19 protein-coding genes and 1 pseudogene are annotated in these 22,646 nt (G+C 72.7%); 7 read left to right on the top strand and 13 right to left on the bottom strand.

What is annotated here, in order from left to right; translation table 11 throughout:
• Positions 1-17: 17 nt before the first annotated feature.
• The 7 genes from AB0H32_RS05755 to AB0H32_RS05725 all read right to left on the bottom strand — a co-directional run bounded on the left by AB0H32_RS05755 (position 18) and on the right by AB0H32_RS05725 (position 8,960).
• Positions 18-713, bottom strand: coding sequence for a demethylmenaquinone methyltransferase (locus AB0H32_RS05755; RefSeq protein ID WP_361114782.1), 696 nt, complete (start codon positions 711-713; stop codon positions 18-20).
• Between the two features lie 42 nt (positions 714-755).
• On the bottom strand, positions 756-1,355 hold the full coding sequence (locus AB0H32_RS05750) for a hypothetical protein (RefSeq protein ID WP_361114779.1): 600 nt from the start codon (positions 1,353-1,355) through the stop codon (positions 756-758).
• 7 nt (positions 1,356-1,362) lie between these two features.
• Positions 1,363-2,562, bottom strand: coding sequence for a cyclic dehypoxanthinyl futalosine synthase (mqnC, locus tag AB0H32_RS05745; RefSeq protein ID WP_361114776.1), 1,200 nt, complete (start codon positions 2,560-2,562; stop codon positions 1,363-1,365).
• 72 nt (positions 2,563-2,634) lie between these two features.
• Positions 2,635-3,492, bottom strand: a complete 858-nt coding sequence (locus tag AB0H32_RS05740; protein ID WP_361114772.1) for an A24 family peptidase — start codon at positions 3,490-3,492, stop codon at positions 2,635-2,637.
• A gap of 42 nt (positions 3,493-3,534) precedes the next feature.
• Entirely contained in the window at positions 3,535-5,907 is a 2,373-nt protein-coding gene (locus tag AB0H32_RS05735; RefSeq protein ID WP_361114769.1) for a PQQ-binding-like beta-propeller repeat protein, read from the bottom strand.
• A gap of 192 nt (positions 5,908-6,099) precedes the next feature.
• Positions 6,100-8,055: a protein kinase gene (locus AB0H32_RS05730; protein WP_361114766.1), complete on the bottom strand. Its 1,956-nt coding sequence runs from the start codon at positions 8,053-8,055 to the stop codon at positions 6,100-6,102.
• 56 nt (positions 8,056-8,111) lie between these two features.
• Positions 8,112-8,960 (bottom strand): menaquinone biosynthesis protein, encoded by an 849-nt coding sequence (locus AB0H32_RS05725; protein ID WP_361114763.1) that lies wholly within the window; start codon positions 8,958-8,960, stop codon positions 8,112-8,114.
• Positions 8,961-9,247: 287 nt separating this feature from the next.
• Here AB0H32_RS05725 and AB0H32_RS05720 point away from each other — a divergent pair, with 287 nt between their 5' ends.
• Complete coding sequence (locus AB0H32_RS05720) at positions 9,248-9,451, top strand: cold-shock protein (RefSeq protein ID WP_003992177.1); 204 nt, start codon at positions 9,248-9,250, stop codon at positions 9,449-9,451.
• 92 nt (positions 9,452-9,543) lie between these two features.
• On the opposite strand, the gene AB0H32_RS05715 is transcribed toward AB0H32_RS05720, so the two are convergent.
• Complete coding sequence (locus tag AB0H32_RS05715; RefSeq protein WP_361114760.1) at positions 9,544-10,107, bottom strand: XRE family transcriptional regulator; 564 nt, start codon at positions 10,105-10,107, stop codon at positions 9,544-9,546.
• A 68-nt stretch (positions 10,108-10,175) separates the two neighbouring features.
• Here AB0H32_RS05715 and AB0H32_RS05710 point away from each other — a divergent pair, with 68 nt between their 5' ends.
• The 4 genes from AB0H32_RS05710 (at position 10,176) to AB0H32_RS05695 (ending at position 12,559) form a co-directional block, all read left to right on the top strand.
• A complete protein-coding gene (locus AB0H32_RS05710) occupies positions 10,176-10,937 on the top strand; it encodes an AzlC family ABC transporter permease (RefSeq protein WP_361114756.1) in 762 nt (253 codons plus the stop codon).
• A complete protein-coding gene (locus tag AB0H32_RS05705) occupies positions 10,934-11,284 on the top strand; it encodes an AzlD domain-containing protein (protein WP_361114752.1) in 351 nt (116 codons plus the stop codon). Before AB0H32_RS05710 ends, AB0H32_RS05705 begins: the two co-directional genes overlap by 4 nt.
• Before the next feature lie 242 nt (positions 11,285-11,526).
• A complete protein-coding gene (locus tag AB0H32_RS05700) occupies positions 11,527-12,177 on the top strand; it encodes a methyltransferase domain-containing protein (protein WP_361114749.1) in 651 nt (216 codons plus the stop codon).
• 178 nt (positions 12,178-12,355) lie between these two features.
• Complete coding sequence (locus tag AB0H32_RS05695) at positions 12,356-12,559, top strand: hypothetical protein (RefSeq protein WP_361114746.1); 204 nt, start codon at positions 12,356-12,358, stop codon at positions 12,557-12,559.
• Positions 12,560-12,677: 118 nt separating this feature from the next.
• On the opposite strand, the gene AB0H32_RS05690 is transcribed toward AB0H32_RS05695, so the two are convergent.
• The 5 genes from AB0H32_RS05690 to AB0H32_RS05670 form a co-directional block, all read right to left on the bottom strand.
• Complete coding sequence (locus AB0H32_RS05690; protein WP_361114743.1) at positions 12,678-15,725, bottom strand: BTAD domain-containing putative transcriptional regulator; 3,048 nt, start codon at positions 15,723-15,725, stop codon at positions 12,678-12,680.
• Between the two features lie 139 nt (positions 15,726-15,864).
• A complete protein-coding gene (locus AB0H32_RS05685) occupies positions 15,865-16,659 on the bottom strand; it encodes an AfsR/SARP family transcriptional regulator (protein WP_361114740.1) in 795 nt (264 codons plus the stop codon).
• A 112-nt stretch (positions 16,660-16,771) separates the two neighbouring features.
• Positions 16,772-17,590: a hypothetical protein gene (locus AB0H32_RS05680; protein ID WP_361114737.1), complete on the bottom strand. Its 819-nt coding sequence runs from the start codon at positions 17,588-17,590 to the stop codon at positions 16,772-16,774.
• Positions 17,591-17,809: 219 nt separating this feature from the next.
• Entirely contained in the window at positions 17,810-18,745 is a 936-nt protein-coding gene (locus AB0H32_RS05675) for a LysR family transcriptional regulator (RefSeq protein WP_361114734.1), read from the bottom strand.
• Between the two features lie 192 nt (positions 18,746-18,937).
• Positions 18,938-20,866, bottom strand: a complete 1,929-nt coding sequence (locus tag AB0H32_RS05670; RefSeq protein WP_361114731.1) for an AMP-dependent synthetase/ligase — start codon at positions 20,864-20,866, stop codon at positions 18,938-18,940.
• Between the two features lie 462 nt (positions 20,867-21,328).
• Here AB0H32_RS05670 and AB0H32_RS05665 point away from each other — a divergent pair.
• Both AB0H32_RS05665 and AB0H32_RS05660 read left to right on the top strand, forming a co-directional pair.
• Positions 21,329-21,520, top strand: a pseudogene (locus AB0H32_RS05665) (short chain dehydrogenase); the annotation flags it as partial.
• Positions 21,521-21,645: 125 nt separating this feature from the next.
• The gene (locus AB0H32_RS05660; protein ID WP_361114728.1) at positions 21,646-22,518 is read left to right on the top strand and encodes a MaoC/PaaZ C-terminal domain-containing protein; all 873 of its coding nucleotides are present in this window, start codon (positions 21,646-21,648) and stop codon (positions 22,516-22,518) included.
• The last annotated feature ends 128 nt before the right edge of the window (positions 22,519-22,646 follow it).

The raw sequence follows: 22,646 nt of genomic DNA, 5'->3' as shown, positions 1-22,646 counted from the left end.
GCAGCCGCCGGGCGGGCTCAGCTCTCCTTGAAGCCCCGGTGCAGCGCGACCACACCACCGGTCAGGTTGCGCCACGCCACCTTGGACCAGCCCGCCTTGCCCAGCCGCTCGGCGAGGCCGGGCTGGTCGGGCCAGGCACGGATGGACTCGGCGAGGTAGACGTAGGCGTCCGGGTTGGAGGACACCGCGCGCGCGACCGGGGGCAGGGCCCGCATCAGGTACTCGGTGTAGACGGTCCGGAAGGGCGCCCAGGTCGGGTGCGAGAACTCGCAGATCACCACCCGTCCCCCGGGCCGGGTCACCCGGTACATCTCGCGCAGGGCCGCGTCCGTGTCCTGCACGTTGCGCAGCCCGAAGGAGATGGTGACGGCGTCGAAGGTGTCGTCCTTGAACGGCAGCCGCGTCGCGTCGCCCGCCGTGAACGGCAGCCAGGAGTGCTTCTTCTTGCCGACCTGGAGCATCCCGATCGAGAAGTCGCACGGGACCACGTACGCGCCCGTCTGCGCGAAGGGCAGCGAGGAGGTCGCCGTACCGGCCGCGAGGTCGAGGACCTTCTGCGCGGGGCGCGCGTCGACCGCCTTCGCCACCTCCTTGCGCCAGCGCCGGTCCTGGCCGAGCGACAGCACGTCGTTGGTCAGGTCGTACCGTTCCGCCACGTCGTCGAACATCGAGGCGACTTCGTGCGGCTGCTTGTTCAGGGAAGCGCGGGTCACCCGCCCATTGTGGCAGCCCGGGTTCGGGGGACCGCGCGCGGCTCAGCGGCCCCGGTACACCAACCGCCCGCCGATCACGGTCGCCACGCAGGTTCCGGCTCCGCGGCGGACCAGTTCGGCGCGGTCCGCCACGTCGAACACGGCGAAGCGGGCGGGCCCGCCGGGGACGAGCCGGGGCAGCAGGATCAGCGGGGTCGGGGACAGCGCTGCCGGGCCCGGCAGGCGGTCGGGCCGCTGCCCCACCGCGAGCCCGGCCCTGCGCACCGCGTCGACCACGGCCCGCGACCGCAGCTCCCCGGCCACCGCCACCGTGCCGTGTGCCAGCATCCGCTGCACCCCGCGTCGCGCGCTCGCGCCGAGGCGCGCGGGATCACTGCGGAAGATCTCCCTCGCCCGCGCCCCGCCGATGGGCTCGGTGCCCAGGACGTCGGCCTCGCGCGGGTCGGGATGGTAGGTGGCCTCCAGCAGCTCCGGACCGTACGGGTTCAGCAGCCCCGGGGTGAGGATGCCGGGCCAGCGCCGCACCCTCGCCCGGGGCTCGGCGGCGGCCAGGTCCTCGTACGCGCCGACGGCGGCCACGGACGCCCCGTCGACCAGAACAGCCGCCTCGGGAGACCGCTCGGCGACATGAAGTGTCAGCACGGCCGACTCAGTTGGACGCCAGCAGCTTCAGCTCGGGATGGGCCGTGCCGCCCTCGATCGCGGTGGAGGAGATGTGGGAGACCACGCGGTCGTCCACGGGGTCGTTCGCCGGGTCGTCGTGCACGACGAGGTGCTCGTACGTGGTGGCGCGCTGCGCCGGGACACGGCCCGCCTTGCGGATCAGGTCGATGATCTCCAGGCGGTTGGAGCGATGCTTGGCGCCGGCCGAGGAGACGACGTTCTCCTCCAGCATGATCGAGCCGAGGTCGTCCGCGCCGTAGTGCAGGGACAGCTGGCCGACCTCCTTGCCGGTGGTCAGCCACGAGCCCTGGATGTGCTGGACGTTGTCCAGGAACAGGCGGGCGATCGCGATCATCCGCAGGTACTCGAAGAGCGTGGCCTGGGTGCGGCCCTTCAGGTGGTTGTTCTCGGGCTGGTAGGTGTACGGGATGAAGGCACGGAAGCCGCCCGTGCGGTCCTGCACCTCCCGGATCATCCGCAGGTGCTCGATGCGCTCGGCGTTGGTCTCGCCGGTGCCCATGAGCATCGTGGACGTCGACTCCACGCCGAGCCTGTGCGCGATCTCCATGATCTCCAGCCAGCGCTCGCCGCTCTCCTTGAGGGGCGCGATGGCCTTGCGGGGGCGCGCGGGCAGCAGTTCGGCGCCGGCACCCGCGAAGGAGTCGAGGCCCGCCTCGTGGATCCGGGTGATGGCCTCTTCGACCGGGACGCCGGAGATCCGGGCCATGTGCTCGACCTCGGAGGCACCGAGCGAGTGGATCACCAGCTGCGGGAACGCGTCCTTGATCGCCTTGAAGTGCTTCTCGTAGTACTCGACGCCGTAGTCCGGGTGGTGGCCGCCCTGGAACATGATCTGGGTGCCGCCCAGTTCGACGGTCTCGGCGCAGCGGCGCAGGATGTCGTCGAGGTCGCGGGTCCAGCCCTTGGCGGTGTCCTTGGGGGCCGCGTAGAAGGCGCAGAACTTGCACGCCGTGACGCACACGTTCGTGTAGTTGATGTTGCGCTCGATGATGTACGTCGCGATGTGCTCGGTACCGGCGTACTTGCGGCGGCGTACGGCGTCGGCGGCGGCGCCCAGCGCGTGCAGCGGGGCGTCGCGGTAGACGGCGAGTGCCTCTTCCGGGGTGATCCGCCCACCGGCAGCGGCACGGTCGAGGACAGACTGGAGGTCGGCCTTCTCGGTCACCAGGGCGTCCCTTTCGTCAAGGGTTGTGGACGGACTGATCCAGCCTACGCCAGGGGTCTCGCCCGCCTGCGTTCAGGCCGCGTACGCGCCGATCAGCAGCCCTGCGAGGGCGCCCGCGACGAGGAACGGCCCGAAGGGGATGTGTGTCCGGCGTCCCGCCCGCCGGGCGACGACGAGTGCGCCGCCGTAGAGCGCCCCGAGCAGGAACCCGGCGAAGGTGCCGAGCAGGACCGTCGGCCAGCCGTACCAGCCGAGGACGGCGCCCGTGCCGAGCGCCAGTTTCACGTCGCCGAAGCCCATGCCGGACGGGTTGATGAGGAAGAGCACGAAATAGCCGGCGCCCAGCGCGAGGGTGCCGCAAAACGCGGTGCGCCAGTGACCGGCGTGCTCGGGCATCAGCGCGACGAGGCCGAGCAGGCCGAGGGCTGCGGCCGCGAGCGGCAGGGTCAGCGGGTCGGGCAGCCGCTGCACCCGGAGGTCCACGGCGGCCAGCAGCACCCCGACCGGCGCGAGCAGGAGCCAGACACCCAGCTCGGGCCGGGTACCGGTGGCGGCGGCGAGGGCGGCGCAGGTGAGGGTTGTGGCGGTGGCGAGGAGGAGCGCGGAGGGGGCGTACGGCGCCTGCGCCTCGACTTCACCCTGCGCCCGCGCCCGCGTCTCTGCATCCGTCTGCGCCCGCGCCTGTTGCTCTGCATCCGTCTGCGCCCGCGCCCGCCGCTCAGCTTCCGCCCGCGCCCGCTCCTGTGCGCCCCCCGCGCACTGTGCGCACCGCGCCCCGCCGAGCCACCCGCGGACCGGGTGTCCGCCCGCGCACCGCTCACGCCACGGCTCCCCTTCCGGGACGGCGAAGCGGTACGCGGCCCGGGGCAGCAGCGCCCCTGCGGCCGCGCCCCACAGCGCGGCGACGAGGACCAGCACGCCCATGCTCATGGCGGAAATCCTAGGGAGTGGGGCCGACGGGTGGGGCCGGTCTCAGACGGCCGGCATCGCGTAGACCTCCTGACCGCCGGTCACCAGCAGCCGGTTGCCCGACAGCGCGATCTGCCAGGTGTCGGTGGCGTCCGTGCTGTCGACCCAGGTCCAGCGGACCTTGCCGGTCCCGGCGTCCAGGGAGATGATGCCGCCGCCCAGCGCGCCGGCAGCCGCGTACAGCGTCCGCCCGGCCTTCAGGAACGACTCCCTCGACGCGCGGTTGCCGTCCTCGCAGAGCCAGATCCGCTTGCCGTCCTTGACGTTCAGGGCCCAGATGCCGTGGTCGTAGTCGCAGACGTAGGCCACGCCGTCGATCACGGTGGGGTTCTTGAAGCCGCGGCGGCCGTTGGGCGACAGCGTCCAGCGGGTCCTGCCCGTCTCGAGATCCACGGCCGTCAGCTTCTCGCCGGGCAGGAACACCACTCCGTCGGCGGCCGTGGGCTGCCAGCTCCAGTCGTCGCCGATCTTCTTGGTCCACAACTGCGCGCCCGTGGCGGTGTCGCGCACGGTGAGGTTGTAGCTGGAGTCGGCGTACACGAGGTACTTGCCCCAGACGGTGCCCTCGACGTCGTAGTCCTTGGTGCCCCAGTCGCGCCGCTGCAGCCACACCGTCTTGCCGGTGGAGTGGCTGACCGCGGCGACGGCGGTGCGGTACTTGGTGGCGCTCTTGGCCTGGCCGTAGTCGGTGAGCGTGACGTAGACGTTCTTGTCGTCGATGGCGATCGTCCGCTCGATGTTCAGCTGCTTGCCGAGCCTGCTGCGCCAGGCCTCCTTGCCGGTGGTGACGTCGTAGGCGACCAGGACGCCGTCGTAGTCGCCGTCGCTCAGGAACACCTTGCCGCCGTGGAAGAGGAGCTGGGCCCCGGCGGGGCAGATCCCCTTCCTGGACCAGCGCGCCTTGCCCGTCTTCACGTCGTAGGCCACCAGCGGGTCGCCGCTGACCAGCAGCAGCCCGTCGGAGGTGAGGAGCGGTACACCCGTCGCGGTGCTGTCCTCGGCGGCGCTCTTGTGCCACAGCGGCTGCGGGGCCACCCCCGCGGGCGGGGTGGTGAAGGACTCGTCGACCGGCCTGCCCGAACCGGCGCGGCCGCCCGAACCGGTGGACGTACCGGTGCCGCCGTCCTTGCGGCCGAACCACCAGGCGGTGCCCCCGCCGACCGCGGCGACGGCGGCGGCACCGCCGAGGGCGTAGGTGAGGGCGCGACGGCGGGAGGGTGCCGGGGAGGAGGCATCCGCAGCGCCCATCGGGACGGTGCCGGGCTGGGGAGCGCCGTGGCCGGGGGTCCCGTAGACCGGAGTGGAGGGTGTACCGGGCTGCGGATAGCCGTACCCCGCCGCGGGCGTACCGGCCGGCGGCTGCGTGCCGGGCTGCGGATGGCCGTATCCCGGCACGGGGGTGGCCGCCGGTGTCTGCGCGCCCGCCGGCATCGTCGGCGCCGGGCCGAACGAGGCGGGGGCCGGTGCCGCCGGCGGGTCCGGCGCCTCCAGGTCCAGGATTCCGGCCGCGTGGGTGGCGATGGTGGACGCCACTGCGGAGGGCAGCCAGTCGCTGAGCACGCCCTCGACGCCCTGCGGGGCCAGTGCCGCCACGATCTCCGCGGGGGCGGGCCGGGCGTCCGGGTCCTTCAGCAGACAGGCCCGCAGCAGGCCGAGCAGGGACTGCGGTACGCCGGTCAGGTCCGGTTCGCCGTGCACGACCTGGTAGAGCATCGCCGCGTGGGAGGAGGCACCGTCGCCGAAGACGTTGCGGCCGGTGGCCGCGAAGGCGAGGACGGCGCCGAGGGAGAAGACGTCGCCCGCCGTGCCGACGTCCTTGCCCTGGGCCTGCTCCGGGGGCATGTAGCCGGGCGAGCCGACCACGACCCCCGTCTGGGTCATACGGTTGCCGTCCACCGCCCGGGCGATGCCGAAGTCGATGACGCGGGGGCCGTCCGCGGCGAGGAGGACGTTCGACGGCTTGAGGTCACGGTGGATGAGTCCCGCCGCGTGGATCTCCTGGAGGGCGGCCGCGAGCCCGGCGCCCAGCGCGCGCACGGTGGGCTCCGGAAGCGCGCCGTGCGCGGCCACGACGTCCGTCAGGTCCGGGCCGAGCACGTATGACGTCGCCAGCCACGGCAGCGGCGCGTCGGGGTCGGCGTCCACGACCGAGGCGGTGTACTGGCCGGAGACCGCCTGGGCTATCTCCACCTCGTGCCGGAAACGGCGGCGGAAGTCGGCGTCGGCGGCGAGGTCGGGGCGTACGACCTTCACGGCGACGGTCCGGCCGCCGGGCGAACGGGCCAGGTAGACCCGGCCCATGCCGCCGGCTCCGAGCCTGCGCAGCATGCGGTAGGCACCCAACTCCCGTGGATCGTCCGGCTGCAGTGTCTCCATGGCGGGCCTTCCCCGTCCTTCCCCGTTGCGACGCTTTGCACTGTCTTGCTCTGCGTTGTGCCGCGTCGTGCTGCCTTGTGACGCCTTGCCTGGCCGGTTGCCGGCGTCGGCGGTGCGCGGTTGGCGTTCGCCAACGCAGACACAGTAGTGACATCGGGGAAGAGGGGGTGACGGGGGCGGGGCGCTTCCGCGCTAGTCGGCCTTCGACATCCGCGACTTCGGATTGCCTTCGGCCGAACTGTCCGATGTGTACGTCAGATCGTCGCCGGTCGGTGTCAACTGCACCGGGTGCGGGGCGGGGTCGCAGCCCGGATGGTTGTGCTTGTCGCCCACCGACGTCGCCACGATCTGTGTCCTGGTCACCTTCTTCAGGGTCAGGATGTCGGTGCAGACGGCGCCGAGCTGATCGGTCTGGGTGAGCCGCCCCAGCTCCTTGCCGACTCCCGCCTGGTGGACGGTGAGCCGGAAGGTGCCCATGGGCAGGCTGCCGCCGAGTCCGGTGGCCTGGCCCTCCCACGTGCCGAGGTAGCGGGCCGGGATCGCGGCCGCCGCGCCGCCGCTCGCGCTCGGCGACGGGGACTCCGCGGCAGCCGGGTCGCTGGGCTCGGGCGAGTAGGCGTCGCCGGTCGGCGTCGACGCGGCCGGGTGGGAGACGGCCGGGGCGCTGCCCGCCGTGTCCTGGTCCCCGCCGGCCCAGGGCCGCAGCAGGGCCCCGAGCCCCACCGCGCCGGCGGCCAGCGCCCCCGCCACGGCCAGTGCCACGGTGCAACTCACCCGCCTCCCGCGCCCGTTCTCCCCCGGCGTGGAGGCCGCCGCCACACTGACGCTGACCTTGCCGGTGGCCGGCACCTCGTCCCGGGGCCCGGGCACGGCAGCCGCCTCCACGGCGGGAGCCCCGGACGGCGGGGCACCCGGGGACGCGCCCGGAGCGCCCGGCCGCACACCCGGAACGCCGGGAAAGCCCGACTGCACACCCGGGACGCCCGGCTGCGCGCCGGGAGCGGCGGACGGCATGACCGGGCGCGCCCCGGACGGCCCGGCGGGAGTCCCCGGCGGAGTCATCAGCGGAGCCGGCCCGAACTCTCCTGCGGCCGCCGGGGCCTCGCCCGTAGCCGAAGCCGAAGCCGAACCCGAAGCCGAAGCCGAAGCGGAGACGAACCCCCCGTCGGCCGGCTCCGCCTGCGAACCCGTCCCGGGTGCCCCGCCGAGGGCAGGGCTGCTGAACTCCACCGGGCCCGACGGCGCCTCCTGGGTCGCCTCGAGGTTGAGGAGGTGTACGGCGGCACGGCTGACCTGCTCCACCAGCGCGCCCGGCAGCCAGCCGCCCGCGACCAGGCGGGCGGCGCCATCGGGAGCGAGTCGGCGGGCCAGCTCGGCGGGGGCCGGGCGGCCCGTCTGGTCCTTGGCCAGGCAGGCGGCCGCCACCTCCCGCAACTCGCCGGTGAGGTGTCCGAGTTCGGGCTCCTCGTGGACGACCTTGTAGAGCAGCGCGGCCGAGGAGTCGCCGGGGAAGGGGGGTTCACCGGTCGCCGCGTAGGCCAGCACCGCGCCGAAGGAGAAGACGTCGGCCGCCCCGGTGACGCCCTTGCCGAGGATCTGCTCGGGCGACATGTAGCCGGGCGAGCCGACGGAGACGCCGGTCGCGGTCAGGGATGCCGTGCCGTCCGTGGCCCGGGCGATGCCGAAGTCGATGAGGAGCGGGCCGTCCAGGGTCAGCAGGATGTTGGAGGGCTTCACGTCCCGGTGGACGAGGCCCAGCTCGTGCACCGCCGCCAGCGCCTCGGCCAGGCCCGCACCCAGGGCCCGTACGGTGTGCGCGGGCAGCGGGCCGTGGTCCGCAACGGCCGCGGCGAGGGAGGGTCCGGCCGCGTAGGCGGTGGCGACCCAGGGCACGGCGGCCTCCGGGTCCGCGTCGAGGACGGGCGCGGTCCAGGCGCCGCCGACCCGTCGGGCGGCCTCGACCTCACGCCGGAAGCGGGCCCTGAACTCCTCGTCCAGCGCGAAGTGCGGATGCACGATCTTCACCGCGACCGTGCGGCCGCCGGCGCTGCGGCCCAGGTAGACCCGGCCCATGCCGCCGGAGCCGAGCCGGCCCAGCAGCCGGTAGGGCCCGACGGCGGCCGGTTCGTCGGCTCCGAGCGGCTGCATGGCGTCCACCTCTCCCCCGGTCCCCCCGGTACGCCTCACTGCCCGAAGCGTAGTGACTACGGCTGGAGCAGATCCACCTTCACGTCCGCCGGGAAACCGGTCGTCGGGCCGACCCGGCGCGCGAACTCGGCGACCGCCTCCAGCTGCGGCCCTCCGAAGCTGAAGTCGAGGGTGGTGAAGTACTCCTGCAGGGTCGCCTCGTCGAAGGTCTCCCAGCGGGCGGCCTGCTCGGCGACCTTACCGACCTCCTCCAGGGAGAGGTTGCGGGAGGCGAGGAAGGCCTCGTGCACCTGGCGGGTGATGGACGGTTCGCGCTCCAGGTAGTCGCGCCGCGCCGCCCAGACCGCGAAGACGAACGGCAGGCCCGTCCACTCCTTCCACAGCGCGCCCAGGTCGTGCACTTCCAGGCCGTAGCGGGGTCCGTCGACGAGGTTGGCGCGCAGGGCCGCGTCGCCGATGAGGACGGCGGCCTCCGCGTCCTGCAGCATCAGGCTGAGGTCGGGCGGGCAGGTGTAGTAGTCGGGCTGCACGCCGTACCGCTCGGCCAGCAGCAGCTGGGCGAGGCGGACCGAGGTGCGCGAGGTCGAGCCGAGGGCGACCTTGGCGCCGTCCAGCCGGTCCAGGGGGACCTGCGAGACGATCACGCAGGACATCACCGGGCCGTCGCAGCCGACGGCGATGTCCGGGAAGGCGACCAGCTCGTCGGCGTGCTTCAGGAACTCGACGAGGGTGATGGGCGCGATGTCGAGTTCGCCCTGCACCAGCATCTCGTTGAGCTTGTCCGGGGTGTCCTTGGTCAGCTCGAAGTCGAGGAGCGTCCCGGTTCTCGCGAGCCCCCAGTAGAGGGGCAGGCAGTTCAGGAACTGGATGTGGCCGACGCGCGGCCGGGTGCGAGAATTGTCCACATCGCGAGACTAGACCCCGTGCTGTACCGTGCCGGGACCGACCCCACCGTCAAGTCGCCCCTCCGATGATTCAAACATTCGGGTGACGTGATCTTGGCCTCTATTGCTTTCGGCTGCCCGCGTGCTAGGCTCGCCGCAAGTTGCAGTTTGGTTTCCCTTGCAGTACAGAGCCTGCGGAGCATGTGACCGCGGGCTCTCGTCGTTTTCAGACGAATGCAGTTGTGCAGCACTGTTTCGCACTTGCAGGTTCTGGAGCAGGGCAACCCTTTTGAGCCCAAGGAGGGCTTATGGCTACCGGAACCGTGAAGTGGTTCAACGCCGAAAAGGGCTTTGGCTTCATCGCCCAGGAGGGCGGCGGCCCCGACGTCTTCGTTCACTACTCCGCGATCAACGCCTCCGGCTTCCGCTCCCTCGAGGAGAACCAGCAGGTGAGCTTCGACGTGACGCAGGGCCCGAAGGGTCCGCAGGCGGAGAACGTCACCCCCGTCTGATCACTGCCTGATCGCAGAACCTGAGTGCAGTACCCAAGGAGCCCCGCGCCGCAAGGCGACGGGGCTCCTGCCTTTTCCCGTTCATTTCCTGTTCACATGTGCTGCATGACCAGTACGAACTTCGTCCCCGCGGCGAGCGCCTCGTACGCGTGCGGAACGTCCCCCCGGTACGACAGGTAATCCCCGGGCCCCAGTTCGACCGCTTCCCCACGCGGCCCGGCCTTGACTCTCCCCTCGGCGACCACGATGTGCTCCGTGGTTCCGGGAATGTGCGGTTCGGAATCCCGTACGGACCCCGGCTCCAGCCAGACGTAATAGATATCCCTGCGGGCGCCCGGCGGGCTCGCGGACAGCAGCGTCGCCAGATAACTGGACTGCTCGGAGTGCACCTTGGGCCCCTCGCCGGCCCGGATCACCTGGACGGCGGGCGCGGGCGGCTCCACGAGCGCGCTGAACGGCACCTCCAGGGCCACCGCCAGCGCCCAGATCGTCTCCATGCTCGGATTCCCGCTCGCCGCCTCCAGTTGGGACAGCGTGGACTTCGCGATCCCGGCGCGCTTGGCCAGCTCGGACAGGGACAGCCCGGTGCGGGTGCGCTCGCGCTTCAGGGACGCGGCGATCCACTCCAGCGGGAGCCGGGCGGGGGTCTCGGTCATGCCGTTCGCTCCATCGGTACGATCGTTCGCCTTGACGGACAGATTGCCTGCTGTCCACTATAGAAAACATGCGTTCGCCACTCCGAACACTGTCGCTCCGAACACTGTCGTCCCGAACACTGTCGTCCCGGAGGCTGCCGCTCCGGACACTGCCGCTGCGAACATCCGAGACCGGCTCGCTGGTACGCGACAGCTCCCTGGTCTGGCTGGCCGGCGGGATCGTCGGCGTCTCCTTCGGCGCCGTCTCCGTCGCCGGCGGGCTGCCGGTGTGGGTACCGGTGGCGATGTCGCTGCTGGTGTACGCCGGATCGGCCCAGTTCAGCGCGGTCGGCGTGCTGCTCGCCGGAGGCGGCCCGCTCGCCGCCGCGGCCACCGGACTGCTCCTCAACACCCGCACGGCGGCCTTCGGCCTGGCGGTGGCGGACCTGCTCGATACCGGTCGCGCGACCCGTTTCCTCGGTGCGCATCTGGTCACCGACGAAACGGTCGCCTTCGCCCTCGCCCAGAGCGACCCGGCACGGCGGCGCAGGGCGTTCTGGATCTCCGGTCTCGGCCTGTTCGCCGCGTGGAACACCGGCGTACTGGCTGGAGCGTTCGCCGGGAGCGCCCTGGGCGACACCGCCCGGTTCGGCCTCGACGCGGCCTTTCCCGCCGTCCTCGTGGCCCTGGTCCTCCCCGCCGTCCGCGCGAACGCGACGGTACGCCGGTGCGCACTGCTCGGTGCCGCCCTGGCCCTGGCGGTGACGCCCGCGGTGCCGGCCGGGGTGCCGGTGCTGCTCGCGCTGGCGGGGCTGGTCCTGCACCGCCGCCCGGAGGGGGCCGCCGGATGAACGCCACGGTCGCGGTGATCCTGGCCCTGGCGGTCGGGACGTACGCCTTCCGGCTGGTGGGCCCGCTGCTGCACGGGCGGGTGACGATCCCGGCCCGGGTGCAGGAACTGGCGTCGGCGGGGGCGGTCGTCCTGCTCGTCGCCCTGCTGGCCACCGGTGCGGTGACCGAGGGCGGGGGCTTCGCGGGATGGGCCCGCCCCGCCGGGGTACTGGTGGGGGGCGTCCTGGCGATGGGGGTCCCCCCGCTCGGGCGAAGCCGGGAGTGGGGAAGGCCGGCGCCGTTCCCGGTGGTGGTACTTGGCGCGGCCGCTACCACGGCGGTGCTGCGGCTGGCCGGGGTGGCGTAGCCCGCCCGGCTCGCCGGGTGGCGTAGCCCGCCCGGCTCGCCGGGTGGCGTAGCCCGCGGCCGTCCGGCGCGCCCACCAGGGGCTCCGCCCCTGGCCCCGGCCCCTTGTCCCCCATCACCCGGCTCGGACTCCTGCCCACCCGCGACCCGACCCGGACCCTTGCCCGCCCGCCACCCGACCCGGTCGGCCGGCCGGCAAGCGGCCGCCCTTGCTGTCAGTGCCCCCGGCTACGGTCGCTCACCATGACCGACACCCACGACTTCCTCGCCGCCGCCCGCACCTTCTACGACACCGTCGCCGAGGACTACGCCGACCGCTTCCGGGGCGTGACCGCCCGCACGCCGCTGGAGCGTGCCCTGCTCGATGCCTTCGCCGAACTCGTCGGAACGGGCGGGGCGGTGGCCGACCTCGGTTGCGGACCGGGCCGGAACACCGCGCACCTCGTCTCCCTCGGCCTGGACGCCTTCGGGCTCGACCTGTCCGAGTCCATGCTGGCGGTCGCCCGCCGTGAGCATCCCGAGCTGCGCTTCGAACAGGGCTCCATGCTGGACCTCTCCGTCGCGGACGCCGCGCTGGCCGGTGTCGTCTCCTGGTACTCGTCCATTCACATCCCGGATGACGAACTCCCCGCGCTCTTCGCCGAGTTCCACCGGGTACTGGCCCCCGGCGGTCACCTCCTGCTCGCTTTCCAGGCGGGCGAGGAGCCCCTGCGCGTGGAGCGCCCCTGGGGTCATCCGGTGACCCTGGACTTCCAGCGCCGCCGCCCCGAGCACCTGGCCCAGCTGCTCACGGCCGCCGGCTTCATCCTCGGCTCCCGCACGGTCCGCGAGCCCGACGAGGAGCTCGGTGAATCCGTTCCGCAGGCCTTCCTCCTCGCCCGCAGGCCCGCCTAGCCCAGGGCGCTCGACGGGCACTTGAGCGGCGGTTGAATCCAGGAGTACCGGGGGCCCGCCCCGGGACGGGAACCGGCGGGGACGGCATCAGGATCGCTCGCCCCGAGCATCGGTTGCGGCGCCGGGGAGAGAACCGGCGACCGGATCACGATCCGTCTCATCTGGGGGGCTTATACCTATGCGCACCACCGCACTGCGTACAAAGACGGTTCTGGCCGCGTTCACCGGCGCGGGTGTCCTGGCACTCGGCACCACGGCGGCCGTTCCGGCAACTGGCGTGCACGACGCCCTGGTGCGCGTCGCCTCCGACTTCTCGGGACAGCAGACGCACTCCGGCCCGGCCCTGGCGGACGAACGCGAACCGAAGCTGGTTCACGCCTGACCGTGCCGCACTACACAGACCCCGCATGACCAGCGGCACCGGCCGGGCTCACGCCCCGCCGGTGCCGTTCGTCGTGCGGATCGGCCCCGGCGCGTTCCGCCGCTTGCAAGGCCGTTGCCTACAAACGCCGCCCTTCCTCGGTCACGCCCATCGTGTCGTACAGCGCCTCCGCGGACCGCCAGTGCTCGCGTGCCATCAGTTCGTCGCCCAGTTCCTGCGCCGCCTCTGCCATGCCGTGCAAGGCGCGGGCGGTCTCGAAGCGGTAGCCGAGCCGGGAAGCCAGCTCATAGGCGTGACGATGCAGTTCCAAGGCCCGGTCGGGCGCGCCGCGGCGCAGGTGGACCAGGCCCACCACGTTCGCCACGGTCGCCTGACGCGTGGCCGTGCCCTCGGCGGAGACCAGGTCCAGGGCGCGCTCGGCGTGCTCGGCGGCCGAGCGCGTGTCTCCGAGGCGCTGGCAGACGCGCGCCCATAGGGCGAGGACAACGGCCACGTTCGCTGGTCTGAGGGACTCGTCGCACAGCTCGAGAGCCTGGGCGAGGCAGGCGCGCGCTCTCTCGTCCTCACCGGTGCCGAGGTGGGCCTGGGCCAGCCAGGTCAGTGACGAGATCTCGTTGTTGTGCTCGCCGAGGCGCCGGTTCAGTTCGGTGGCCCGGGCCGCGTACTGGGCGCCCTCGGCGTAGTGACCCGCCCAGGTCTGTACGGTGCTGAGGTTGACGAGCGCCTGGGCCTCATCACGGGGCGAACCCAACTCCCGGTGCAGGTCGATGCCTTGGCCCAGATGAGCGCGTGCCTGGTCGAAGTTGCCCAGTGCCCCGTGCAGCAGGCCGAGCACGTCCAGACAGAACGCCTCAATGCTGCGATCGACGGTGCCGGTCAGCTCCAGTGCCTCCTGCGCGGTGGTGATGCCGTCCTGGAAATCACCGAGCCACCAGTGCCCCACGGCCAGGTTGCCGAGGCTGATGCCGAGCAGCACCGGGTCGTCGATCTGCTGACAGGCGCCGACCGCGATCCGGCTGACGACCCGGAACTGCTCGTAGTCTCCGCGCAGCCCCAAATAGAACAGGACATTGCGAGCCAGCAGTGCGGCCGGGCGGTGCAGTCCCTGTGTCCCTGCCTGTGTGACGATCGCGAGCAGTGCCTCGTACTCACGGTCGAACCAGCGCAGCACCGCCTCGTCGCCGTCCAACCGGGGCAGTTCCGGCGCATCGCCGGACGGTGGGTCGCCGTACCGGGTGCGACCTGGGAAGAGCACGTCACAGGCCTTGTCGGTGGCCAGCCCGTAGTACACCACCAGGCGACAGCCGGCGGCCTCCTCGTCGTCCTCCGCCTCCCGCACGCTCATCGCGTACGTCCGCACCAGATCGTGGAAGCCGTACAGACCCGCCTCGTGCTGTTCCAGCAGATGCGCATCGAGCAGATGTTCCAGGAGATCCTCGGCGTCATGGACGTCGATGCCGAGAAGCGCGGCGGCCGAGTGGACGTCGATGGCGCTGCCCGGGTGCAGGCCGAGCAGGCGGAACGCGGCTCGCTGGTCCTCCTCCATCGCCTGGTACGACAGTCTGAGCGTGGCCTCGACGCTGCGTTCCCCGGCGCTCAGCTCCCGTAGTCGCCGGGTCTCGTCGGCCAGCCGGTCGACCAGGTACTGCACGGTCCAGCGCGGCCGGTTGCGCAGCCGGGCGGTGGTGATGCGCAGGGCGAGCGGCAGGCCGCAGCACAGCCGGGCGAGGTGGTCGACGGCGTGGGGCTCGGCGGCGGTGCGGTCGGTGCCGAGCATGCGGGTGAGCAGCGTGGTGCTGTCGTCGGTGGAGAGCAGGCCGAGGGAGAGCCACTCGGCGCCGTCGAGGTCGAGCATGCGGACCCGGCCGGTGAGGACGGCCAGGCAGCCCTCCGAGGCGGGCAGCAGCGGCCGCACCTGGGCGGCATCGGCGGCGTTGTCGAGGAGCAGCAGCAGCTTCCGCTGGGCTGAAACGGTTCGCCACAAAGTGGTGCGGCGCTCCAGGTCGTCCGGTATCCGGTCGTCCGGGATGCCGACGGTGCGCAGCAGGGAGTGCAGGACCGAACCGGGGTCCTGCGCCTTCTCGCCGGGGCTGAAGCCGCGCAGGTCGACGAAGAGCTGTCCGTCGGGGTAGTCGGGGGCGAGCAGATGGGCGGCGTGCACCGCGAGGGCGGTCTTGCCGCTGCCGCCCATGCCGTCCACGCCCACGATCCGGGTGCTCCCGGCGGCCGGGTCCCGGCCCACCTCCAGCAGCCGGGCCAGCTCCGCGTCCCGGCCGGTGAAGTCCGGCAGGTCGTAGGGCAGGGTGCAGGGTGCCGGCTCCGACTCGTCCGGCTGCGCGAGCGGGGCCGGCACGAGGAGGGCGGCGCGGTCGGCCACGGACTGCGGCACCCGGGGGGCCACCTCGGGGCTGTCCCGCAGGATGGCCTCGTACAGCCGGGTCAGCTCGGCGCCCGGGTCGATGCCCAGCTCCTCCACGAGCAGCTCGCGCACCCGGCCGAACTCCTCCAGCGCCTCCGCCTGCCGGCCCGCCCGGTACAGGGCGAGCATCAGCCGCCCGCGCAGGGTCTCCCGCAGCGGATGTGCGGTAATCAACTCGCGTAGCGGACCGACGAGTTCGCCGGACTGGCCGAGTTCGAGCTCCAGCTCGAAGTACTGCTCGGCGACCGCCATGTGCCGTTCCTCGAGGGCGGCGGAGGCCGCGGAGATCACCGGGCCGCCGGTGCCGGCCAGGACCGGGCCCCGCCACAGGTCCAGACAGGCCCGCAGATGCCCGACCGCCTCGGCGGCCCGCCCGGCGGCCACCGCCTGCCGGGCCTCCTGCGAGCGCCGGGTGAACTCGTGGAGGTCCAGCCGGCGGTCTTCCAGGACGGCCCGGTATCCGGCGCCGTCGGTGACGATCAGCGCGGCCCCGCCCGGGATGCGGGTGCGCAGCGCGGCGACGGCCTTGCGGATCTGGTGGCCTGCGGTCTGCGGGGGTTCGTCGTCCCAGGCGGCAGCCACCAGCCGGGCCATCGGGACCATGCGTCCCGGCTCCAGCAGCAGTGTGACCAGCACGCGTTCCTGGGTCGGGCTGCCGAGTCTCAGCCGCCGCTCGCCGTGCCAGCCTTCCAATGCGCCGAGGATGTTGAACCGTACGACAGGCAGACCGGATGCCGCCGACTCCACAAACCCGTCCCCCCGCCCCGTTGCCCAGGCCAGCCCGAGTTATTCGGGCCAATCCTAGGTTGTACCCGAACGAGCCACAGGGGAAGGCGACTTCACGTTACCCGCAGTGCCTGTCGTCCGGGGACACAGCTAACCATGTTCACGCCAGCTGTAGCAGCGTAGATCGCGCATCACCCGCCAGGGCCGGATCATGGCAGAGGATGGCGCTTTCCACTTGGCGCAGTGCCGGAGATGGCTGGATACCGAGCTCGTCGTCGAGATGGCGGCGCATCCGGCGGAAGACGTCCAGGGCGTCGGCCTGCCGTCCCGAGCAGTACAGGGCGATCATCAGCTGCTCGCAGAAGCGCTCCCGCAGGGGGTGGTTGGTGTGTGCCTCGGCCAGCTCGGCGAGGACGGGGGCGTGCCGGCCGAGCCGCAGTTCGGCGTCGAAGCGCAGCTCCATGGCTCGCATCCGGTACTCCTCGTAGCGGGCGCCCGCCAGCTGGCACAGGGTTCCGGCCGCGAACCCGCCGAAGACCGGGCCGCGCCACAGCGCCAGTGCTGCGCCGAGCAGCCGGGCGGTACGGGCCGCGTCGCCCTGGGAGGCCGCCTCGGCCTGCCGTACGGTCCGGACGAACTCGTCGGCGTCCAGCTCGCCCTCCGCCACCGTGAGCCGGTAGCCGGAGGGGTGGATGGTCACCCTGGAGTCCGCCCGGCCCGGCTCCAGGCCGCGCAGTTTGCGGCGGAGCCTGCTGACGTGTGCCTGCAGGGCGTTGGCCTGGTTGTCGGGTACGGCATCCCCCCACATCTCCTCGACCAGGCTCTCCCCGGAGACCGGCTGGCCCTCGCTGACCAGCAGGGTCTGCACCAGGGTGCGCTGCAGATCGCCGGAGATCTCCGCAGGGCCGGACACGGTACGGATCTGCAGTGCCCCGAGGACCGAGAACTTCAGCATCCTGACTCCGCCTCCTGTTGATGTCGCTGGCGTCGTCGTCCTTCTCCCGGCGACGTATCAACAGTGCGGCCGTCCCGTACCGAATCGTTCCCGATCCGTTCCCGGTGGCCGGTCAGCGCCTGTCGCCGACGACCAGTGCTCTGAGGGAGGCCACGCGCCGGGCCGCCACCTCGGGCGAGTCGGCATGCACGACGAAGTGCCCGGGGCGCAGCGACCCGGGCGGCGCGACGAACCCGACGTGCGGCATGACGCCCACCTCGGCGCTCTCCAGCAACCACGGCGGGGCCAGCACGGCCGCGGCGGCGAACCGATTCGGCCGCGCCGCGTGGACCAGCCGGCCCGACAGCACCTCGATGGCTCCGGCCGCCAGGTCGAACCCGCCGGCCTCCTTGACCAGTTCCGGCACCGGGTCGTCCCCGAGACCCGCACGGCAGTCGGTGATCACCGGCCCGCTCGGGGTGAGGGTGACCTCCGCGTGGGCCGGCCCGTACTGGTAGCCGGCCAGGTCCAGCAGTGCGGTCACCACCGCGCGCACCTCGGCGGCGGTGTCGTCGGTGAGCGGGGCGGGGTGGAGGAGTCCGTAGGGCATCCGGGCGGTGATGCCGACGGCCTGGTGCATGCCATGCACGCTCAGCGTCTCCACGGTCAGCCGCAGATCGCCGTGGGCCGCCGCGATGCCGTCGGGGGACAGCCGGTTGTCACGGACCAGGCGCTGTACGGCCGCCGGATCGGACAGCACCTTCAGGGCACGGGCCGGGTTGACGCACAGCCCGGCCTCGGCGGCCCGGGCGAGCGGTTCGCGCAGCGCCGACTCGTCCGTCACATCGACCCGGATGGAGCGCACTTGGGCACCCGCGAGCGCGGCCTCGCGGAGCAGGCGCGGGTCCGGGTTCAGCAGGAAGATCCGGCGGACGTCGTTGTCTTCTTTCATGCCTCTGCTCGGGGGACGGAGTCGGCGAGGGTGGAAAGGCAGGCTACGAGTGGGCGTTACCGATCCGATCCCGGCCGGTTCCCGAGGGCGTTGACCCAAGACGTTCACTTCTTCCGCGTGCGTGACAAACCATGGACTCGATTGGATCGCCATCCTGAACGCTACCCGCTCTCCGTCACTTGCCGCGGGCTGATTCACGGCAAAAACAGAACAGCCGGTTTACGCCGCTGTCCGGCTGTTTCGCCGTACTGGGGGCGGTTCGCCGCCCGGCCGGCCGCACCGTTCGACCACGGTGTCCGCGAAGGCCCGGGCCGGCGGGCTGAGGGCGTCCCAGCGGCGCACCGCCCAGCCGACCGGCAAGGGGCGCAGCCCCGGCAGCGGTACGAGCCTGAGTGCTCCCTCGCCGGGCACGGGCAGCCCGGGCACGGCCGGGACGACGGCCCGCCCCGCCCCCAGCTCGGCCAGCAGCAGGGCGGTGTCCCAGTCGGCGACGCTGGTGTCGTAGGCGAACCGGACGCCCGCCTCGGCGCAGGCGGCGTCCAGATGGGCCGCGGAGGCGGAGTTCGGCGGCAGCCGGATGAGCCGTACGTCGGCCAGGTCGGCCGCGTCGAGACGGGGATGCGCGGCCAGCGGGTCGTCGGCGGGGACGGCGAGTACCCAGGGCAGGTCGACCACGGCCCGTTGCTCGATGCCGCGCACCGCGGGGCCAAGGGTGATCCAGGCGAGGTCCAGGGCGCCGTCGGTGAGCGCGTCGAAGCTGCCGCGGCCCGAACTGACGGTCCGGAATTCGAGGTTGACCTGCGGGTGGCGGCGCCGGAAGGTGACGACGGCGTCGGACATGAAGTGCCGGACGGTGGTGGCGCCGGTGGCCACCCGGACGTACCCGCTGTGCCCCTCGACGAGATCGCGCAACTGCCGCACCGCCAGGTCGAGGCCCGATATCCCCTCGGCCGCCGCGGCTTCGAGGACCCGGCCCGCCCGGGTGGGCACGACCCCGCGCGGCTGCCGCTCCAGCAGCGCCACGCCGGTCTCCCGCTCCAGCCGTCTGACGTGCTGGCTGACGGCGGACTGGGTGCAGCCCAGCTCCCGGGCGACGGAACTGAGGCTGCCCGCCCGGCACACGGCCACGAACACACGAAGGTCGTCGAGAGTCACAACCCCCAAGCTAACACTGGGGTTTACGGAGGAAATCTTAGGATTGACTCGACCCGGCGGGCGTACGAGGATCAGTGGCGGGCCGCGACCGACCCAGGCGGCAACCCGCTCCGCGCCCCCGCCGAGTCCGGACCGAGGCGGGACCGGCCGGAGCGGGTGCCGACCACATCGGCCACGATGTGCCGGGCGGCGTCAGCGCTCGTCCCGGCGCTCGTAGAGCCCCTCCACGTCAGGTGCGAAGTCCTGCATGATCTGCTCGCGCCGCAGCTTCATCGAGGGGGTGAGATGGCCCGCCTCCTCGGTGAAGTCCACGGGCAGCACGGCGAAGCGGCGGATGGACTCGGGCCGGGACACCAGCTTGTTGGCCTCGTCCAGCGCCCGCTGCAGGATCGCGTTCAGCTCCGGGTCGCCGACGAGGAGTTCCGGCGGCACCGGGTGCTTGCCGTTCATCTGGCGCCAGTGGGTGATGCCGTCGGGGTCGAGGGTGATGAGGGCGCCGACGTAGGGCCGTGCGTCGCCGACGAGCATGCACTGGGAGATCAGCGGATGCTGGCGCAGCCAGTTCTCCAGCGGCGCCGGCGCCACCGACTTGCCGCCCGCGGTGATCAGCAGCTCCTTCTTGCGGCCGGTGATGGTCAGATAGCCCTCGTCGTCCAGCTCGCCGAGGTCCCCGGTGGGCAGCCAGCCGTCCCGGGTCGCGGGGACGACTCCGCCCGCCTGCGGGTCCCAGTAGCCGCGCAGGACGTGGTCCCCCGCGATCAGGATCTCGCCGTCCGCGGCGATCCGCACCCGGGTGCCGGGCAGCGGCCAGCCGACGGTGCCGAGGCGGGGCTTGAGCGGCGGGGTCACCGTCGAGGCGGCGGTGGTCTCGGTCAGGCCGTACCCCTCGAAGATCTCGATGCCGGCACCGGCGTAGAACGCGGCCATGCGCCGGCCGAGCGGTGAGCCGCCGCAGATGGCGTACTTGACCCTGCCGCCCATGGCGTTGCGGATGCGCCGGTAGACGAGGGGGTCGTAGAAGGAACGGGCCGTCTTCAGGGCCCGGTTGGGGCCGCCGCCCGCGCCGGTCTGCCGGGCCTCCAGTGCCTCCCCGTACCGTACGGCCACCGTCGTCGCCCGGTCGAAGACGGCCACCCGGCCACCCGACTCCGCCTTGGCGCGGGCGGAGTTGAAGATCTTCTCCAGCATGTACGGGATGGTCAGCAGGCAGGTCGGCCGGAAGGCGGCCAGGTCCGGCAGCAGGTCCTCCGCCTTCAGGCTGGGCGCGTGCCCGAGCCGCACCCGGGCCCTTACGCACGCGATCGCCACCATCCGCCCGAAGACATGGGACATCGGCAGGAAGAGCAGCACCGAGACGTCCTCGCCCGACTTCGCCTTGAAGACCGGGTGGAGGAGTTCGATGGCGTTGTCCACCTCGGCGAAGAAGTTGCCGTGCGAGAGGGCACAGCCCTTGGGGCGGCCGGTCGTGCCGGAGGTGTAGATCAGGGTCGCCAGGGTGTCGGGGCCCAGCATGCCGCGGCGTACACCCACTTCGCCGTCCGGCACCTGGGCGCCCAGCTCCGCGAGCCGCTCCACGTGTCCCTTCTCCATCACCCACAGGTGCCTGAGGTCCGGCAGGTGCTCCAGTTCGGGGCCGACGGCGGCGGCCTGGCCGGCGGTCTCCGTGACCAGGGCCACCGCGCCGGAGTCGTGCAGGATCCAGCGGGTCTGGAAGACGGAGGAGGTGGGGTAGACGGGGACCGTGACCAGGCCGGCCGCCCAGGCGGCGAAGTCGAGGAGCGTCCACTCGTAGGTCGTGCGGGCCATCACGGCGATCCGGTCGCCCGGCACCAGGCCCTCGGCGATCAGCCCTTTCGCGACCGCTAGCACCTGCCCGGCGAAGTCCGCGGCCGTCAGGTCCGTCCAACGGCCGTCGGCGAGCCTGCGGCTGAGCACGACGGCGCCGGGCGCGGCCTCGGCGTTGTCGAACGGCAGGTCCGCGAGCGAGCCGTGGCGCACGGGCGGCGCGAACGGCGGGACGTACGCCTCCCGTACGGCGCCGTCCAGCCGCCGGATCTCGGGTTCCACGAGGACCGGGACGCCGTCGTAGTCGGTGGGGTGAACTACATGAGTAGAGGACACGGGCGGCTCCTGGGGCGTGCAGCGGTGACTGCTTGCTGCATGACGTACGTGCCTCGTACGCCGAGGCGTTCACCGGCGGTGGGCCGTGGAAAGGGGTTACCGGCGGTTAGGGAGGTGATCGTACGGGGCGGCTGTGGGGGGCTTGTGCGGGTTCGGGGGTGGTCCGGGGCCAAGGGTGTGCGGCCTCGGAAATTTCGTGACATCCCTTCACCTTCCCGGGGCCGCCCGCCTGTCCGCCCCGGCCACTCGAACCCCGGCCGCCACCAGGCTCCGCCCCGAACCCCGGGCAAGGGCGGCCGACCGACGCGGGGCGCGCGGCCCCAGGCGCCTCAAGTCACCGCGACCCGCCGGGTCGCGGGATGACTCAAGAGGACTGGCCTCGACCCGCTCCTCACCCGTGACGTAGGCTTACCTCCGGTAACCTTACTCCAGAGTAAGCAACTGGGACCGTGGGAGTTGGACATGGCCGACCGCTATCTGAGCTTCTCCGGCACGGCGCCCGGCCGTTTCCTCACCCGGCGCCCGGACCTGCCCCAGCCGGCCGAGCTGCACCGCTGGTCGCCCGAACGGCCGCTCCCGAAGGGCGCGTCGGTGCACCTGACGGCGGGTGAATCCGTCCTCGGCCTCTCCCCGGCCCTCGCCCGCACGGGCCTCGGCCCCGGCCGGATGAACTCCCTCCCCCGGGGCGGGCTGACCACCGGCCGGCTCGCCCACCCGGACTCCGGCGCGGTCGGCGGCGAGGTCGTCCGCGTCTGCGGCCAGGACCTGCTGGGGGCGTGATGACCGCCGTCACCCTGGCCTCCACCCCCGCACTGGCCCCGCTGCTGGCCCGCGGTGCCCTGCGCTCCCCCTTCAAGCGCCCGTCCGCGGAAGCGGACTTCCCGCGCACCCGGCTGGTGCTGCCCGGCCTGCGACTGGACCTGGACCGGCTGGCCGCCTACGAGCGGGTGTGCGGCTTCGCCACCGGCACGGGCGACGGCGAGGACGCGCTGCCCGTCACCTACCCGCACGTCCTCGGCTTCCCGCTGGCCATGCGCCTGATGAGCGGCCGGGACTTCCCGCTGCCGCTGCTGGGTCTCGTCCACACGTCCATCGAGATCGTCCGCCACACCGACCTGCCCGCCTCCGCGGAGTACGAACTCGCCGTCCACGTCGACGGCCTCGCCCCGCACCGGCGCGGGACCGAGGCCACCGTGGTGACCGGGCTGCGTTCCGGCGGCGACCTCGTCTGGGAGTCCCGCAGCACCTACCTGGCACGGCACCGCACCGAGGGCGGTACGGCACCCGGGGCGCGGCGGGACGACACCGTCCTGCCCGCCGTCGCCGAGTGGCGGCTGGCCGAGGACGTCGGCCGCCGGTACGGGGCAGCCTCCGGCGACCGCAACCCCATCCATCTGCACCCGCTCACCGCCCGCCTCTTCGGCTTCCCGCGGGCCGTCGCACACGGCATGTGGACCGTGGCCCGCTGCCTGGCCGCCCACGGCACGCCCGGCACGGCCGTGGTCCGGGCCCGGTTCCGCGCGCCGGTGCTGCTGCCGGGGACGGTGGCGTACGGGGCGGACGGCGCCGGCCGCTTCTCCCTGCGGGGCCCGGGCGGGCGGCTGCACCTGTCGGGGGAGGTACGTCCCCTGTCCGGCACGGTTCGGGACTAGGCGCCGTTCTGGGGTCCGCCGTTGCCGGGCGCGGGGCCTCGCCCTACCGGGTCGCCGCCGACGACGAGGGGCTCCTCGGGCTCTATCTCGACGGCAGGCGGATCGCCGACGTCGGCGTGCCGCCCATG

Source organism: Streptomyces sp. NPDC020362 (assembly GCF_040642095.1).
Lineage (GTDB): Bacteria > Actinomycetota > Actinomycetes > Streptomycetales > Streptomycetaceae > Streptomyces.
The sequence above is the reverse complement of the archived record's forward strand: the minus strand, read 5'-3'. Positions and strand labels throughout refer to the sequence as shown.